Annotated in this window: 15 protein-coding genes and 1 tRNA gene; all 16 read left to right on the top strand. The window is 70.6% G+C overall.

Annotated features, from left to right (window positions below; genetic code table 11):
* The first annotated feature begins 91 nt into the window (after window positions 1-91).
* Window positions 92-433: a hypothetical protein gene (locus tag OG385_RS16085; RefSeq protein WP_266861328.1), complete on the top strand. Its 342-nt coding sequence runs from the start codon at window positions 92-94 to the stop codon at window positions 431-433.
* A 152-nt stretch (window positions 434-585) separates the two neighbouring features.
* Complete coding sequence (locus tag OG385_RS16080) at window positions 586-1,113, top strand: hypothetical protein (RefSeq protein ID WP_266855347.1); 528 nt, start codon at window positions 586-588, stop codon at window positions 1,111-1,113.
* A gap of 77 nt (window positions 1,114-1,190) precedes the next feature.
* Window positions 1,191-1,655, top strand: coding sequence for a tRNA adenosine(34) deaminase TadA (gene tadA / locus OG385_RS16075; protein WP_266855346.1), 465 nt, complete (start codon window positions 1,191-1,193; stop codon window positions 1,653-1,655).
* Between the two features lie 69 nt (window positions 1,656-1,724).
* Window positions 1,725-1,809 (top strand) — tRNA-Ser (locus OG385_RS16070).
* A gap of 942 nt (window positions 1,810-2,751) precedes the next feature.
* Window positions 2,752-3,414, top strand: a complete 663-nt coding sequence (locus tag OG385_RS16065) for a hypothetical protein (RefSeq protein ID WP_266855345.1) — start codon at window positions 2,752-2,754, stop codon at window positions 3,412-3,414.
* Window positions 3,415-3,429: 15 nt separating this feature from the next.
* Window positions 3,430-4,014, top strand: a complete 585-nt coding sequence (locus OG385_RS16060; RefSeq protein WP_266855344.1) for a DUF6309 family protein — start codon at window positions 3,430-3,432, stop codon at window positions 4,012-4,014.
* Window positions 4,015-4,109: 95 nt separating this feature from the next.
* On the top strand, window positions 4,110-8,276 hold the full coding sequence (locus tag OG385_RS16055; protein WP_266855343.1) for an AMP-binding protein: 4,167 nt from the start codon (window positions 4,110-4,112) through the stop codon (window positions 8,274-8,276).
* A 53-nt stretch (window positions 8,277-8,329) separates the two neighbouring features.
* Window positions 8,330-9,586 (top strand): aspartate aminotransferase family protein, encoded by a 1,257-nt coding sequence (locus OG385_RS16050; protein ID WP_266855342.1) that lies wholly within the window; start codon window positions 8,330-8,332, stop codon window positions 9,584-9,586.
* A 35-nt stretch (window positions 9,587-9,621) separates the two neighbouring features.
* Window positions 9,622-10,461 (top strand): TauD/TfdA family dioxygenase, encoded by an 840-nt coding sequence (locus OG385_RS16045; RefSeq protein ID WP_266855341.1) that lies wholly within the window; start codon window positions 9,622-9,624, stop codon window positions 10,459-10,461.
* A complete protein-coding gene (locus tag OG385_RS16040; RefSeq protein ID WP_266855340.1) occupies window positions 10,458-11,213 on the top strand; it encodes an SDR family oxidoreductase in 756 nt (251 codons plus the stop codon). The genes OG385_RS16045 and OG385_RS16040 overlap by 4 nt, the downstream gene beginning before the upstream one ends.
* Window positions 11,214-11,217: 4 nt before the next feature.
* A complete protein-coding gene (locus OG385_RS16035) occupies window positions 11,218-12,054 on the top strand; it encodes a class I SAM-dependent methyltransferase (protein ID WP_266855339.1) in 837 nt (278 codons plus the stop codon).
* A 239-nt stretch (window positions 12,055-12,293) separates the two neighbouring features.
* Entirely contained in the window at window positions 12,294-12,911 is a 618-nt protein-coding gene (locus OG385_RS16030; RefSeq protein WP_266855338.1) for a DUF4232 domain-containing protein, read from the top strand.
* Between the two features lie 512 nt (window positions 12,912-13,423).
* A complete protein-coding gene (locus tag OG385_RS16025) occupies window positions 13,424-13,717 on the top strand; it encodes a Dabb family protein (RefSeq protein ID WP_266855337.1) in 294 nt (97 codons plus the stop codon).
* A gap of 226 nt (window positions 13,718-13,943) precedes the next feature.
* Window positions 13,944-14,906, top strand: a complete 963-nt coding sequence (locus OG385_RS16020) for an RNA polymerase sigma factor SigF (protein WP_266855336.1) — start codon at window positions 13,944-13,946, stop codon at window positions 14,904-14,906.
* A gap of 211 nt (window positions 14,907-15,117) precedes the next feature.
* A complete protein-coding gene (locus OG385_RS16015; RefSeq protein WP_266855335.1) occupies window positions 15,118-15,969 on the top strand; it encodes an RNA polymerase sigma factor SigF in 852 nt (283 codons plus the stop codon).
* Window positions 15,970-16,082: 113 nt separating this feature from the next.
* Window positions 16,083-16,907, top strand: a complete 825-nt coding sequence (locus OG385_RS16010; protein ID WP_266855334.1) for a hypothetical protein — start codon at window positions 16,083-16,085, stop codon at window positions 16,905-16,907.
* Window positions 16,908-16,943 lie beyond the last annotated feature (36 nt).

Here is a 16,943-nt window from a genome sequence, read left to right as displayed (position 1 = left end):
CGACAACCGTAACCGGGCCCCGGACCGGCCCGCGCTGGCATCAACACGCCGGTCGGGGGGAAGGTGGGCCGGTACGGAGGTGGTGTGGCCGATGCCCGAGTCCGAGCGGGAGTCCGAGCCGGCGAACGCGGCCCGCAGCAAGGCCGGCGACGAGCCGGCGAGCCGGTCCGCGTACGAGGCGGAGAACCGGCCGGAGTACACGCCCGCGTACGAGCCGGAGCACGCGCCCGCGTACGAGCCGGGCGCCGCGAGCGGGCCCGGCGGCGCGGGCGACACCGACGACCAGGAGAGTGCCGCCGACCGGCGGAGGCGCCGGGCGCAGTTTCTCCGTGAGCTGAACGAGGCCAAGGAACTGCGCGACCGTGTGCAGCCCAGGCGCGCCAAGGTCGCCAGGCTGCGACAGGCCATGCGTATGCGTACGTTCCGCTGGTAGCGGGCTACCAAGGTTTTACCGGCTGCGGGAAGCAACACGCAGACCTGAGCCCGAAGACCTCTCGCGAACGCCATGTTTCTGCCACGATTCCCACTGGGCGGCGCACAGCGCCCCCTTCGACAGGCACCCCTAAGACCAGTGGGAGAGTCACGGTGTACTTCGCCGCACTGCTCGCGCGCACCGAAGACGGGTGGGAAGCGAGCGACACGGAGCTCGACGATGTGGAAACCCTCAGTGATCTGACCGATCTCGCCCGGGAAGCCTCCGGGGACGAGGACACCGTCCTCGTCTTCATCGAACAGGAGGGCGCCTGGTTCGGCGTCGTCCGGGTCGACGGCGAGGACGATCCACGGATCTACGTCTCGGACGCCGCAGCCGCAAGCCGTTCCTCGTACGGAGAGATCCTGCTCACCGACGAGCTGATGGGCCGGGACCCGCAGGACCCGGACGCCCTGGAAGAACTTGTCGATCTCGACGGTACGGAGGACGGTGAGCTGGAGGAGGACGGGGACGACCCGGCCGACGAGAGCGAAGCCGTACCGCCGGGACCGCTCGGGGACATCACGATCCTCGCCGACCTCGGCGTGACGGAGAAGGAGCTCCTGACACTCGGCACCGACGCACTGGCAGACATCGCCGACGCACTGGGCGCCGCCGAGGTCCTGGAAACCGTCCGCTGACCTACCCCAGGTGCCCGACGGCCGGACACACCGCTGCCGGTACACGGCATCGGGCACACCACCGAACAGACGAGCAGATGACCGATCCCCTACGTGATCCCTGGGCCGCGCCGATGCGGCTGGCCCTGGCCGAGGCCGCGCAGGCGGCGGTGGCCGGCGATGTGCCGGTCGGCGCCGTCGTGCTGGCCCCGGACGGCACGCCGCTCGCGGCGGGCCACAACGAACGTGAGGCGACGGGCGACCCGACGGCACACGCCGAGATCCTGGCGGTCCGCCGGGCCGCAGCGTCGCTCGGCGAGTGGCGGCTGACCGGCTGCACGCTCGTCGTGACACTGGAGCCCTGCACGATGTGCGCGGGCGCGATCGTCCAGTCCCGGGTGGACCGGGTCGTCTTCGGCGCGCCCGACGAGAAGGCGGGAGCGGCGGGCTCGCTCTGGGACGTCGTACGGGACCGCAGGCTCAACCACCGCCCCGAAGTGATCGTCGGGGTGCTCGCGGAGGAGTGCGCGGACCAGCTGACGTCCTTCTTCCGCGACCGATGACGGCCCCGCCGGCCCCCTTCCCGAAGGCCGATTTCTGACCACGGCCGACCTTGGGCTAAGCTCTCTCTCGGTAGCGTGTCCGAGCGGCCGAAGGAGCTCGCCTCGAAAGCGAGTGTGGGGAAACTCACCGAGGGTTCAAATCCCTCCGCTACCGCTCTCACACCCTCCTGATCTGCGGAAACGTAGTCAGGGGGGTGTTTTGCGTGCGGCACGTCCCGCACCGCTGTGCGGCACCGGATCGCACCACTCCTGTTCGGGCAGGGCGCCGGGCCGGCTCAGCCCCGCGCTTCCCGCCCCGGGGCCTGCGGTCACGTATTCGGCGGGCCCGGATAAGGCGTCACTCATGCCGCAGCCGTGCGGGCTCTCCCGCCTGCACCTGCATTAAACCGGCTGATTTCGGACTCACTCAAGGGATTTCGGCCGTTTCTTGCGATCGCAACTACCCAAGGAATGGGCCTGATTACGCTGCGTTCGTGGGGCTGTTCCGACCGTACGAGCCCGGGAAGGGTGTGGTTCGCTGTGCCTGCGCCGCCGACGACGGCTGAGGAACGCCGGGGGAATCTCCGTGACGTCCTCGGCGGAGTGAAGCCCGGACACGCAACGGCCGCCGACGGCACATGCACCGCTCCGCGAACGTGCTGGTCACGGAGGTTCGTTCAAGCCCTGCCGCCCATCGCCTGCGCAGCCCGTGCTGCTGATCCCGCCCCCCGGCGCTGAGCGTTCAAGCCAAGGGTGCCCTGCGGCGCAGACCACGGCCGCGGCTTCTTCGCCCCTCCTTCTTCACCACTCGACAGGTCCCCATTCGTCGGGCTACGCCATGGAAGGGAGCCGGGAATTCCGCATTCCCGCAGAACCGACTCCCCCGCCATGGAGTCGACTGCGGTCCGTTCGAACCAACTTGACGGTAAATGCATTTACGTTCGAGTTGTCAATAAGGGTCATGAAAGGAATAAGAGTCCAGATGCCGCTCTCTTTCGAAGGCAACGGGAAGCTGTCGGCACAGCGCGAGCAATTTGCAGACTCGGGGTACATCGTCCTACCCGGCCTCATACCCCCATCGTTACAGGACCGGCTCACGCCCGAAGTGGACCGCTGGGTGGACGACGGACTGCGTTCACGTTCCATAGCGGCCTGTAGCGACCCCGGCCCCGGCCTCCCGCCGCCCGTGATGGAACTGGAGCTGCCCGCACACGGTGAACTCCTCACCCACGAGCCGCTGTTGCAGTTGATCGCGGAACTCATGGACACGCCGTTCGCCTTTCACCATCTGCACAGCGACCGGCACGGTCCCGGTATCCCCGGCAAACCGTGGCACCACGACTGCGAGTCGAACGACCTGGACGACCCCAAGCTGTTGATGGTGCACGCGCTGCACTACCTCGGGGGCCTCGACGGCACGATCGGCAGCCTCACGATCATGCCCGGCTCCCATCGCGAGCCCTGGAGCAAGTCCGCGCTCGCCCACCTCGGCACTGCCGAACTGCCCGGCGAGGTGGTGATCGACTCCTTGCCGCCCGGCTCGACCGTACTGGTCAACTCCGCCCTGGTACATGCCCGCAGACCCGCACCCAGCCCGCCCGGCACCGCGCCCCGCTACTTCGTCGACGCGTGTTACTGCCAGACCGGGGCGCGCTGGCGGCCGGTGAAGCCGTACTGGCGGCACATGCTCGCCACGGCCCGGGCCCTCGGCCTCGACGGCGGGCGGTGGCCCGAGCTGTTCGCGGAACGGCATTTCACCGAATACGCCCGGTCCGCGTGAGAAGGAGTGGCACTGATGGAGATCATGAGCCCGGTCACCTTCGACGCGGTACTCACCGCCTTCCGCCAGGACCATCCCGTGGCGCGCGACCACGGGAACAACACCAATCAGGACGCCGAAAATGTCCTGTTCCTGGCCGACAAGCTCTTCAGCACCTGGTCGAAGGCACGGCTGTCCCGCGCCGAATTCCGCGAAGTGATGCTGCCCTGGCACCTGAGTGAGGGCGGTGGGTTCGAACTCGTACCCCGCACCGGGCGGACGGTCGGCCGGGCCGCGGACCTGCTGCGCTCGCGTGCGGCGGAGCTGGCCGCCGCCAACCCCGACTGCACGGCGAAGATCACCCAGTTCCGCGACTCCCCCTTCACCTCCGTCTACCTGAGCACCAGCCCGGTGACGCACGACCACTACGCGGACCTCCCCACCGACGGAGGCCTCGTCCACCTCGACGGGCTGCACCGTCTGCTCGCCTGGGAACTGTCCGGGCGGCTGTCACTGACGGAAGGGCTGACCGTCTACATCGCCGGTGATCCCGCCCCGGGCGCCCCGGACTCCGTGAGCGGCAGCACACCGAACGCCACACCCGGAGGTCGACGAACATGACAGACGCGACGCGCTCCCCGAGTTCCCCGGGCCCTCTGAGTTCCCCGAGTCCTCTGAATCCTCTGAGTTCTCCGAGCTCCCTGCCCGAACTGCTCATGCACAACGCCCTGACCTATCCGGACCGGCCCGCCCTCAGCGACGGCACGCGCACCTTCGACCACCGCCGCCTCGACACCGTGGCCGGACATGTCGCGGCCCGCCTCACCGATCTGGGGACCGGCCGCGGCGACCGGGTGGCGCTGCTGGGTGCCCGGGACACCCGGGTGTGTGCGCTGTTGCACGGCATCCTGCGCTCGGGAGCCGCCGCCGTACTGGTCGATCCGGGGTGGAGCCCGGACGATGTACGCCGGAGGCTGGACGCCGTCGAGGTGCGCCAGGTCCTCACCTCGACCCCACGGCTGCGTGCCCCCGAGCCGTACCGCACCGAGTTCGTCGACGTCGACACTCTCGCCAAGACCGATCCCGCCGACCCGCCCGTCGTCCTCCCTCTGACACCCGACGACCTCGCCTACCTGTCCTTCACCTCGGGGTCGAGCGGGGAGCCGAAGGCCGTCGCGGTCACCCACGCCAACGCCGTGCACTACGCGCGGTCCCTGCGCGACCGGCTGGGGCTCACCGCTGCCGACGCGCCCTGCTTCGCCCACGTCACCACTCTCGCCGCCGACCTCGGTCACACCTCCTGGCTGCTCGCGCTGGCGACCGCCGGATCGGTGCATGTCGTCCCCGACGACCGGACACGCGACCCGGAGGCGTTCTGGCGCTCGCTGCGGGACGCCGGGGTGTCGGTGCTCAAGACCACCCCCTCGCACCTGACAGCGCTGCTGGCCGGCCGGCCGTCGCACGGCCCCGCCCTGGACACCCTCGTCCTCGGCGGCGAGGCACTGCCCCGGTCCCTCGCCGCGAGTCTCCTCCAGGACGGCGTCACCGCGCGGGTCGCCAACCACTACGGGCCGACCGAGACGACCGTCGGCGCCACCTGCTTCCTCGCGTCCAGCGTGGCCGAACTGCCCGCGGACGAAGCCACCGTGCCCATCGGCACCGCCATCGGCGAGGTCGGACTGCGGCTGGCGCCCGACCCGGCCGAGGGCGAACTCCACATCGGCGGAAAGGGTGTGAGTGCCGGGTACTTCGGGCGGCCGGCGGAGACCGCGCAGAGCTTCGTCACGTACCGGGGGCTGCGGGAGTACCGGACGGGCGATGTGTGCCGCCGCCGGCCGGACGGGAACCTCGTCTTCGTCGGCCGGTCCGACCGTCAGACCAAGGTCCGGGGCTTCCGTGTCGACCCCGCCGAGATCGAGCACGCCATCGAGGAGTTCCCCGGTGTCCGCCAGTGCGCGGTGATCGTGCGCGCCAACCCCGCGGGCAGCCAACTGGTGGCCGCCGTACGGCTGACCGGCCATCGCGACGAGGACGAGGCGCTCGCCGCGCTCCGCTCGCACCTGTGCGACCGGTTGCCCGACCACTCCGTCCCGCAGCCGATCCTCGCCGTCCCTGACCTTCCGTTCGGGGCGAACGGAAAGCTCGACCGCGACCGCCTGAGCAGTCTCGTGTCCGGCCTCATCCAGTCCCGGGCGCGCACGGCACACCCCGGACCGGCCACCCCGGCAGGAGACACCGACCGGGCCACGGCGTCGCTGGCGCACACCATCGCGAAGCTGTGGGCGGACGCGCTGGGCCTGCCCCTGGTCGACCAGCACGCCGACGTACTGGACCTGGGCGGCGACTCGATCCTCGCGATGCGCACCATCGCGGCTCTGCGCCGCCGCGGCCACCGCGTCGCTTTCGAGGATTTCTACGAGAACCCGACCCCCGCCCGGCTGGCAGCGGCGGCGGCCGGGTCCGCACGGTGTCTTCCGCGGCCGCGTTCCGACGCGACCGCCGAGCGGGGCCGGCTCGCTCCCGCGCAGAACTGGTTCTTCCGACAGCCCATCGACGCACCACGGCACTGGAACCAGTCCGTGCTGCTGCGGTGCCGGGTACGTGTGGACGCCGGAGCCCTGTCGGCGGCGGTCCGGGCCGTACTGCACCGCCATGCGGCGCTGCGCCGGACGCTCGGCCCCGGCGGTCCCGGGCGCACCAGGCCCGGGGACGACGTGGACGCGGTGAGCCACTCCCGGCTGCGGGCCACCGACTCCGTGCCCGAGACGGTCGGCGCGGTCTGCACCGAGCTGCACCGCAGCCTCGACCCCGAAGCCGGACGGCTGCTGAGGGTGCATCTGTTCTCCGGCGGGCCCGGCATGGACGACCGGCTCGCGCTGCTCGCCCACCACCTCGTCGTCGACGGGCTGTCGTGGCGCATCCTGCTCGACGACCTCGCCACCGCCTACCGGGCCGCGCTGTCCGGCCGGCCGGCCGCCCTCCCGCCGACCGCCGACTTCTACGCGTGGGCCGCCGCCACGCCCCCGACCACCGCCGTGCACCCGCCCGTCGCGCCCCGGCTTCCCGTGGACGAGGCCACCGGTGGTACCGAACCGGCAGCCCTCACCTGGTGTCTCGACGAGCGGGCGACCGGACGCCTCGTCGAGCGCCACGGGCGGGCCCAGCATCTCGAAGCGGTGCTGCTCTCGGCGTTCGCCGACGCCACGCTGGCCTGGAGCGGTCAGCGGAGGCTCGGGGTGGAGGTGGAGACCCACGGCCGGGAGACCGGCAGTGACGACGGGCAGTACCTGGAGACGGTGGGCTGGTTCACGGCCGTCAAGTGGCTGGCCATCGACGCGGCGCACGGCGCACGGCGGGTGCCCGATGTCGAGGACCTCGTCCGGCGGGCACCCCAGCTGCCGATGGACGTCGAAGGGGTACGCCCCGAGGCCGGGTTCAACTTCCTGGGCACGTTCCGGCTGCCCGAAGACCCGTCCCTGGGCTGGTCGGTGGCGGACGAGCAGGCCGGCGCGGCCCGCTGTCCCAGCGGCGACTCGCTCTACCGGCTCCGCCTCACCGCCCGGATCACCGACGGCAGGCTGGTGACCGATCTGGTGTACGCCTGGCCGCAGTTGGCCCACGACAGCGCGGAGCGGATCTTCACCGCCTTCTCCCACGCGGTGGCCGGTGCGGCGGGCACCGGCGCTCCCCCTCACGTCAGAGCGACGGTGTCCCCCTCCGGCCAACTGCTGCACCGGGGCGCCGAACCGTCCCGGGGCGGCTGGCGAGTGGTGCGCGAGCCGGCGCCCGTGCTGCTGACCGGGGCGACCGGCTATCTGGGCCGGCACCTGCTCACCGAACTGGCCGGGCGCGGCGCCCGGGTGACCTGTCTGGTGCGCGGGAGCAGCGACGCCGATGCGGCCCGGCGGCTCGGCGGCGCCGACGTGGTCGCCGGCGACATCACCCAGGAGGGCCTCGGCCTCTCTCCCGCCGGTCTCGCACAGGCCCGTACGGCCCGTGTCGTCGTGCACGCCGCCGCGGACGTCCGGCTGGTCGCGGCACCCGCCGAACTGGAGCGGACCAACAACGGCGCGGTGCGGCGGCTGCTCGACTGGGTCGACGCCCACGCTCCCGGGGCCCGGCTGCACCACATCTCCACGCTGGCCGTCGCGGGCAGCGTGGAGGGTCCCGTACGCCGGTTCAGCGAGGCGGATCTCCACATCGGCCAGAGCTTCCGGACCCCGTACGAGAAGGTGAAGTTCGGGGCGGAGGAGACCGTGCGTGCCTGGGCCGCGTCCGGCCGCCAGGCCTACATCCACCGCAGCGGCCACATCGCGGCGCACAGCGGGACCGGGGCCTTCCAGGACAACATCGCCGCCAACCGGATCTATCAGACCGTCCGCGGCTACGTACTGGCCGGTGCGGCGCCGAGCCGGCCGTCGACGACGTTCGAGTTCTCCCACGTGGACACCGTGGCGGAGGGGATCGCGGCGATCGCGACCTACCCGTACGCGGCACCGGGCGTCTACCACGTCGAGTCGCCGCACACCGTCACGCACGACGACCTGGTGACGTGGATGACCCGCCACGGCTATCCCGTCCGGCTGACGGACGACGCCACGTTCGCCACGGCGCTGGCCCGCGCCGAGCGGCACCATGCGGACATGGCCGGTATCGCCTCGGCCTGGTCACAGCTCGCCGACCGGAACGTCGTCGTCGACAGCGCGTGGACCAACGCGGTGCTCGACCGGCTCGGGGTGCGCTTCGCCGAGCCGACCGCCCGCTGGTGGTCGGCCGCACTGTCCTGGGCGGCCGGCGTCGGCTTCCTCCCGGCGGCCGCCGCCTCCCCCGACGGAACCGGGCCGCTCGCCGGAGCACCCTGTTCCTCCCCCGGCCGGCCCTGACCGCCGGCCCGCACCACCACCCTGCCCACCGACCCACCCCAGGAAGTGAAGCCATGACCCAGCTCTCCCCGGTCCTGAAGCAGGCCACCCCCGTGATCGCCACCCGTGGGGAGGGGATGTACCTCTACGACGCCGACGACCGGCGCTACCTCGACTTCACGGCCGGGGTCGGCGTGACCAGCACCGGGCACTGCCACCCCCGGGTCGTCGAAGCCGTGCGACGACAGGCGGGCCAACTGATCCACGGGCAGTACACGACCGTGCTGCACGACCAGTTGCTCACGCTGACGGAGCGGCTGGGCGAGGTGCTGCCCGCCGGCCTGGACTCGCTGTTCTATCTGAACTCGGGCAGCGAGGCGGTGGAGGCAGCACTGCGGCTCGCCCGGCAGGCCACCGGCAGGCAGAACGTGATCGTGTTCGACGGGTCCTTCCACGGGCGCACCATGGGCGCGGCGGCGATGAGTACCGCGGGCACCCGCTTCCGCGCCGGAATCGGACCGCTGATGCCGGGGGTCGCGGTGGCGCCCTTCCCGTACGCCTTCCGGCTCTCGATGAGTGATGAGGAGGCCGTCGAGCACGCGCTGCGCGGTCTCGACCATGTGCTGGCCACGGTCAGCGCACCCGCCGAAACCGCCGCGATGTTCATCGAACCGGTCCTGGGCGAGGGCGGTTTCGTGCCTGCCCCACCGAGCTTCCTGGCCGGGCTCCGGGAGCGTGCGGACCGGCACGGGATCCTGCTGGTGGCCGACGAGATCCAGTCCGGCTTCGGGCGGACCGGAGCGTTCTGGGCCCACCAGCACTCCCCCGGTCTCGTACCGGATGTGGTGATCACCGCCAAGGGCCTGGCCAGCGGCTTCCCGTTGTCCGCGATCGCCGCGTCCACCGAGCTGATGAGCCGGGCCTGGCCGGGATCGCAGGGCGGTACCTACGGCGGAAACGCCGTGGCCTGTGCCGCCGCGCTCGCCACTCTCGATGTCATCCGCGACGAGGGCCTGGTGGCGAACGCCGCCGAACAGGGACGCCTGCTGGCGGACGGCCTGCGCAGGACCGCCGCCGATGTCCCCGCCATCGCCGATGTCCGGGGCGCGGGCCTGATGCTGGGCAACGAGTTCTGCCGGCCCGACGGCTCCCCCGACGCCGCGACGGCCCAGCGCGTCCAGCGTGCCGCCGCCGATCTCGGACTGCTGCTGCTCACCTGCGGGGTCCACAGCAATGTCGTACGGATGCTTCCGGCGCTGGTCGTCACGGGCGCGCAGATCGGCGAGGCGCTCGGGCTGTGGGACAAGGCCGTCGCCACGGCCACCCGGTGAACGCCCCCACGACTCCCGGAAGGACTGATCACGTCATGACCAACACCGCGACCGGCAGCACCGGCTGGACCAGCGAGTACCTGGAGTCCGCACGCGACGTGTGGTCCTTGTCGATCAGCGACGAGGACCGCCGGCTGCTGTGGACCGACTCGCTGGCCCGGCGCTGGGGTGAGGGCGAGGCGGCCTGCGCGACGACGCGCTCGTTCATCCGGGAGAGCCTGGACGCCGTGGGCTTCGCACGGATCCAGAACCTCATGTCCCCGGACGCGAACGACGCCGACCTCATCACCGGCCTGTCGTTCGTCCTGGACGAGGTGGGCGGGGCCGTACCGCAGAACGCCGATGGCGACCTGTGGACGATTCTGCGTGACCGCGACGGCGACGGTGCCACTGAGCTCGGCTTCCACTGCGACACCTGCGACGTGCTCGTCCTGCTGTGCCTCCAGCCGGCCGCTGACGGCGGCGGCAACACCAAGCTGGCCAGTGCGCGGCTCGTCCACGACATCATCCAGCGGGAAAGGCCGGACGTACTGGCCCTGCTCAAGGAGGAGTGGACGTTCGACCGGACCGGGCGCGCGGGCCGGCAGATCCTCGTCACCCCCATCCTGTTCACGCAGGACGACGGGACCGTCGGCTGCTACTACCAGACCCGGACGGTACGGGCGTCCGCGAACCTCGACGCCCGCCGGCTCGAAGCCCTCGACTACCTGGACGAGGTGCTCTACCGCCCGGAGATCGCCTTCGGGCTGCGGCTGGCCGCGGGCGATCTGCTGATGATCCGCAACAGCCGCGTGCTGCACGGCCGTTCGCCCTACATCGACGTACCGGGCCCGCCGGCCCGCCGGATCCTGCGCGCCTGGATGAACGAGCGGTGACCGGCCACGGCAAGATCGGTGTCGTCACCGGTGGCGGCAGCGGCCTCGGACGGGCCGCCGCGCTGGCTCTGCTGGACCAGGGGTGGTCGCTCGCGCTGGCCGGCCGGCGTGAGGAAGCGCTCGAAGAGACCGTCGAACTGTCGGGCGCCGGCCCGGACCGGGTGATCTCCGTGCCCACCGACATCAGCAGCCCGACCGCTGTCGCGGCGCTCTTCGGGACGGTACGCAGCCACTTCGGCCGACTGGACCTGCTGTTCAACAACGCGGGCGCGGCCGTACCGCGCAGGCCGGTCACGGAGGTGCCGTTCGAGGACTGGAGCCGGGTGATGGACACCACCGTCACCGGAACGTTCCTGTGCGCGCAGGAGGCGTTCCGCGTCATGCGCGACCAGACCCCACAAGGCGGTCGCATCATCAACAACGGTGCGCCGTCCGCCCATTCACCCCGCCCCAACGCCATCGCCTACACCACTGCCAAGCACGCGGTGCTCGGTCTGACCAGAGCCCTGTCGCTGGACGGCCGCCCCTACACCATCTCCTGCGGGCAGATCGACGTGGGCAACGTGGCCCCGGTGGACGGCAGTCCACAGCCGCCCGCGATGCAGGCCGACGGAACGATGGCGGTGGAGGCCACCGTCCCCGTGGCGCGCTTCACCGAGGCGCTGCTGCTGATGGCATCGATGCCGCTGGACACCAATGTGCAGTTCCTCACGGTCCTGCCCACGACGATGCCCTACATCGGCCGGGGGTGACGCGATGCTGATCAGCGCACGTTCCTTCGACGAGTACCGGGCGATGTTCGCGCTCTCGGACGACGACCTCGCCCTGCGCATCCTGGACTGCCCGGGCGGGGCGGCGAGCTTCACGGCCGAGGCGGGGGAGCGGGGCGCCGACGTCGTCGCGGTCGACCCGCAGTACGGTCCGCTCCGTCACCAGCTGGGGAAACTGGCCCAGCGGGAGATCGAGCACAAGCATCAGTACGTGACGGACCACGCGTCGGGTTTCGTGTGGGACTGGTTCGGCGACGCCGAGCGGTACACACAGCTGCGGACCCGGTCGGCACGCGCCTTCGCCACCGATATCGCGGCCCGTCCGGACCGCTACGTCGAAGGCGCACTGCCCCGGCTTCCCTTCCCCGACCGCTCCTTCGACCTCGTACTCAGCTCGCACCTGCTGTTCTCCTACGGGGCGCAGCTGAGCGAGGAATTCCACCTGAGCGCGCTGCTCGAACTGGTCCGGGTGGCCCGCCGGGAGGTGCGGCTCTTCCCCGTGGTGCTGCACACCAGCGACCGCCGCTATGCGGCGTTGGACCGGCTGCGCGGCGCGCTCGACGACCGGGGGGTGCCGTCGCGGCTCAGCCGGGTCGATTACGAGTTCCAGCCGGGCGGCAACGAGAGCCTCGTCCTCGACTGCGCCGATCACTGCCCGTTGCCCACGGCCAGGCCCGGCGCCGATGCCCATGACCCGGTGCGCTGGCGACACCTCGATGCGGCGGGCGAACCCCACCTGTCCGCACCCCGCGCCACACCCCCGGGCCACGAGCCGCCCTCGTCCCCGGCGCCCGGTGGACACCGGGGGGAGGCCTCACCCTGAACCACGGATACCGGCGGCCGGCGGCGCCTTCCGGGATCGGCGCCCCGCTCGCCCGGTGACCGCACAGCAGGAAATGTCCCGTCATATCTCCGTCGTGTGTCACGGGCCGCGCACTCCCGTGTCACAGGAGTGTCTTGGTCGGCCCATCCCCTGAACCCGGTCGGTGCCATCCGTATCGGAGTAGGAAGAACGGCCTGCCTGGCAGGGAACTTCGAGCCTTCCAACCTACGGAGCAGCAGATGCGCATTCAGAAGATCTCGGTCCTCACCCTCGTCGCCGTGGCCGCCGGGCTCTCGCTCACGGCCTGCGACAAGGGCAGCGACAGCGCCGGCGCTCCCGCCGGTTCGAGTTCCACCAGCTCCGGCAGCCAGGCCGGCTCGACCAAGACCGACTCCGCCGCCAGCGGGACGGGGACCAACGTCTCCAGCAAGGCCGGCTCCGGCGCGCAGCCGGGAACCGCGCACATCCCGAGCGCCTGCCGGACCGCGAACCTGGGGTTCACCGTCTCGGGTGGCATGGCGGAGGGCCAGCTGATCGTCAACCTCAAGAACACCGGCGCCGCCGTCTGCACGATGCACGGCTTCCCGGGTGTGGACCTCAAGGGCCGCGACGGCACCATCAGCGCCACCCGCACCGATCTCACCGCGCACACGGTCAGTGTGGCGCCCGGCCAGGAGACCCGCTTCACCCTGAACTACCCGCCGAACAACTCCGGCGGCTCCGGCGTCACGTTCACCCGCCTGGTGGTCACGCCGCCCAACGAGACCCACTCGCACACCATCGCCCAGAACATCAACATCCCCGCCAGCCAGTCCGCCCCCGCCATCACCGTCAACCCTGTCGGTTCGGGAAAATAACCGCCGCCGCCCGGACTCGGCTCCCCCGCGGCGCGGCGCGGCCCCATCGCGTACGGCCCCACCGCGCACATCCCCGGGCGGACGGAACCGCACACACCTGGTGGGGAGCCGTATGCCGCGGGCGGGTCCCTCCCGCATGCCGTGAGTGGGTGCGGCTCGTATGTCACGGGCGGGTGCGGCCGGTATGCCGCGAGTGGATGCTGCCATGACAGACGCTCCGGCCAACAGCGCTCCGCCCATCGGCCCTTGATCCCTGGGCGCCCCGTCCGGTTAGACTCTCGCGACTGCTCAGGGACCTCAGGGGAAGCAGGGCCGAACGGTGCCAGTGAAGAAGATCATTCTCTATATAGCAGTCGTTTTTGTGCTGTACACGATCATTACTTCGCCGGCCAGGTCCGCCGACCTCGTACAGGTAGGGTTCGAAGGGGTCTCCAACGCCGCGAAAAGTGTCGGTAAGTTCATGACCGAACTGGTGAGCTGAGCCCGTACATTCGTTCCATAAGGAGTGTCCCTTGATCCGCCACCTGGTCCTCTTCAAGCTCAACGAGGGCGTCTCACGTGACGAGCCCCGGGTCGTCGCCGGCGCCGAAGCGTTCGCGGAGCTCGGCGGGCTGATCCCGGAGACGGAGTTCTGGGAGTGCGCCTGGAACATCAGCGACCGGCCCATCGCCTACGACTTCGCGATCAACTCGGCCGTCCAGGACGCCGACGCACTGAAGCGCTACCTTGAGCACCCCGCCCACCAGGCGGCCGTCGGGCAGTGGAGCGAGTTCGCCACCTGGGTGATCGCCGACTACCCCTTCTGAACCAATCCCCGCACCACCCCTGAGCCCCCGCCCGAGCCGTTCGGGCGTACGGCCCTCCATCATTTCTGATGGGGGGCTTTCTGTCGTTTAGACCGGTTTAGAGCCCATTTTAACGTCAACACGACGTTATGAGGTGCTTGCACACAGTGCACATGTCTTGTGATGCTATGACCGCTTTTGACGGATGAGTTGACCAAAAAGTCGACGACAAAGGGGTGGCGTGACCGTGCCGGCCAGTACTGCGCCTGAAGTACCGCCCCAGACCGCCCTGTCCCAGACCAGCCAGACGCAGACCAGCCAGCCCCAGAACGGTCAAGCCCAGAGCGATCAAGCCCAGAACGGCCAAGCCCGGACCAGTCAAGCCCAGACCAGTCAGCCCCAGGCCGGCCAGGCGCCGGTCGAGGAGAGTCCGCCGCCCGCCAAGACCCGCGGTGCGGACACCCGGGCGCTGACCCAGGTACTGTTCGCCCAGCTCAAGGGGGTCGAGCCGGGCAGCGCCGAGCACACCAGGGTGCGCGCGGCACTGATCGAGGCGAATCTGCCGCTGGTCCGGTACGCCGCCGCCCGGTTCCGCAGCCGCAACGAGCCGATGGAGGACGTCGTCCAGGTCGGCACGATCGGGCTCATCAACGCCATCGACCGGTTCGATCCGGAGCGCGGGGTGCAGTTCCCGACCTTCGCGATGCCGACCGTCGTCGGCGAGATCAAGCGCTACTTCCGCGACAACGTACGGACCGTCCACGTCCCCCGGCGGCTGCACGAGCTCTGGGTGCAGGTCACCGGGGCCACCGAGGACCTCACGACGATGCACGGCCGGTCCCCCACGACGGCGGAGATCGCCGAGCGGCTGCGCATCAGCGAGGAGGACGTCCTGTCCTGCATCGAGGCGGGCCGCTCGTACCACGCACAGTCGCTGGAGGCCGCCCAGGAGGGCGACGGGCTGCCGGGACTGCTCGACCGCCTCGGTTACGAGGACCCGGCACTGGCCGGAGTCGAACACCGCGACCTGGTCCGGCATCTGCTCGTCCAGCTGCCCGAGCGGGAGCAGCGGATCCTGATGCTGCGCTACTACAGCAATCTGACGCAGTCACAGATCAGCCAGGAGCTGGGCGTCTCCCAGATGCACGTATCAAGACTGCTGGCCAGAAGCTTCGCCCGGCTCCGATCCGCAAACCGGATCGAGGCGTAACCGGTACGGGTGACCCTCGCCCGAAGAAGAAATGCCCCACACCCCCTCTTTCCGGCGCACATTTGTCGACTTGGCGCTACAGCGCGTTGCCGACATGTGACATTCTGCTGGAACCGCGTTTGCCGCAGTCCGCCCTCCGGTATTCAGGTGGAGGCTGCGTTCCTCCGACGGGAGCGTCCGCCGTGACCGTCCGCGACCTCAAGGGGGTGGCATGTCCGCAGAACAGGGCAGCTCGAAGGTGCTCACGAAAGACGCACCGGAGACACTCAGCTCCGAATTGCCGAGCTCAGGCGCCATCGACACCCGCACTCTGTCCCGCTCCCTCTTCCTGCGGCTCGCCGTGCTGGCCTCCCAGGAACCGGACAGCCCGGAGCGCACGTACGTACGCGACACACTGATCGAGCTCAACCTGCCGCTGGTGCGTTACGCGGCGGCCAGGTTCCGCAGCCGCAACGAGCCGATGGAGGACATCGTCCAGGTCGGCACGATCGGCCTGATCAAGGCGATCGACCGGTTCGACTGCGAACGCGGCGTCGAATTCCCGACGTTCGCGATGCCGACCATCGTCGGTGAGATCAAGCGCTTCTTCCGTGACACCTCCTGGTCGGTACGGGTACCGCGCCGCCTCCAGGAGCTGCGGCTCGCGCTGACCAAGGCCAGTGACGAGCTGGCCCAGAAGCTCGACCGCTCACCGACCGTTCCCGAACTCGCCCTGGCGCTGGGCGTATCGGAGGAGGACGTGGTCGACGGGCTCGCGGTGGGCAACGCGTACACCGCGTCCTCGCTCGACTCGCCCTCGCCCGAGGACGACGGCGGCGAGGGGTCGCTCGCGGACCGTCTCGGCTACGACGACACGGCACTTGAGGGAGTCGAGTACCGGGAGTCCCTGAAGCCCCTGCTGGCCAAACTGCCCCCGCGGGAACGGCAGATCATCATGCTGCGGTTCTTCGCCAACATGACCCAGTCACAGATCGGCGAGGAGGTCGGCATCTCTCAGATGCATGTCTCCCGGCTGCTCACGCGGACGCTGGCGCAGCTGCGCGAGGGCTTGATCGGGGAGTAGGCGGAAGCCGGCGGGAACAGACAGGACGGGCGGGGCCCGGCGTCCACGGGCTCCTCCGGTTCTTCCACGCCCGCCGGGTTCCTAATTGACGGTCCGTCAGACACACTGGCGCGATGCGACGCCAGCACGCGGCCATCGCCGCCACCGCAACGGCCCTCTGCCTGGGCGGCCTGGTGGCCGCCTGCGCGGGCGGCACCGCACACCACGGCTACGCCGCCGTCGGCGCCGCGGGCGCCGGGCAGACGCTCACCACACCCGTACCGCCCTCCGGGAAAGTCACCCTGACGCCCCTGGACGGGCCGAGAGCAGCCGCGGGGCACGGTACGGGGAAGACACCCGGACCCGGCGGCTCCGGGGCCTCAGAGGGCGCACAGGGCTCCTCCGCGGTCGGCGGAGCCAACTCCGGGCACCAGTCGCCGAATACGGCAGGCGGCACAGGGGCCCCAGGCGGCACGGGAGCTTCAGGCACCTCGCCAACACCTGGCGGACCGGGCGGATCAGCCACCCCTGGCGCACCCGGCCGCACCGGCGGCGGCAGCACGTCCTCCCCGCCCGGGTCCGGCTCCGGAAGCGGCACTTCGGGGGGATCCGACGGCGGTTCCGGCAGCACCTCGCCCGCCCCGACGGACGGCCCCGCCGTACTCAAGGTCGGCGCCCCCGACCGCGCGGCGACGGACAAGCGCTGGTGCGAGAAAGTGACCGTGCGCTTCAGCAACACCGGTGGTTCACCGGTCGCTTCGGGCACGGTCACTTTCTCGACGCACATCATCGGCGGGCTCGGAGTGGACTGGGCGACCCGGACGTCGACCCAGCCGCTGCCGGGGCCGATCGCCGCCGGTGCGGACAGGTCGAAGACGTACACCGTGTGCGTGGACGACTGGCGGGTGCCGCTGGGGATGCACATAGAGACCCGGAAGGTCTCCGTCAGCTGGAAGTGATCCCGGTGGAACCGACTGCGGCGCACGCGGCCCCGT

Origin of the sequence: Streptomyces sp. NBC_01306, assembly GCF_026340465.1 — a bacterium.
GTDB lineage: Bacteria > Actinomycetota > Actinomycetes > Streptomycetales > Streptomycetaceae > Streptomyces.
Note: the sequence above shows the minus strand (reverse complement) of the source record. Positions and strands in the feature narration are given on the sequence as shown.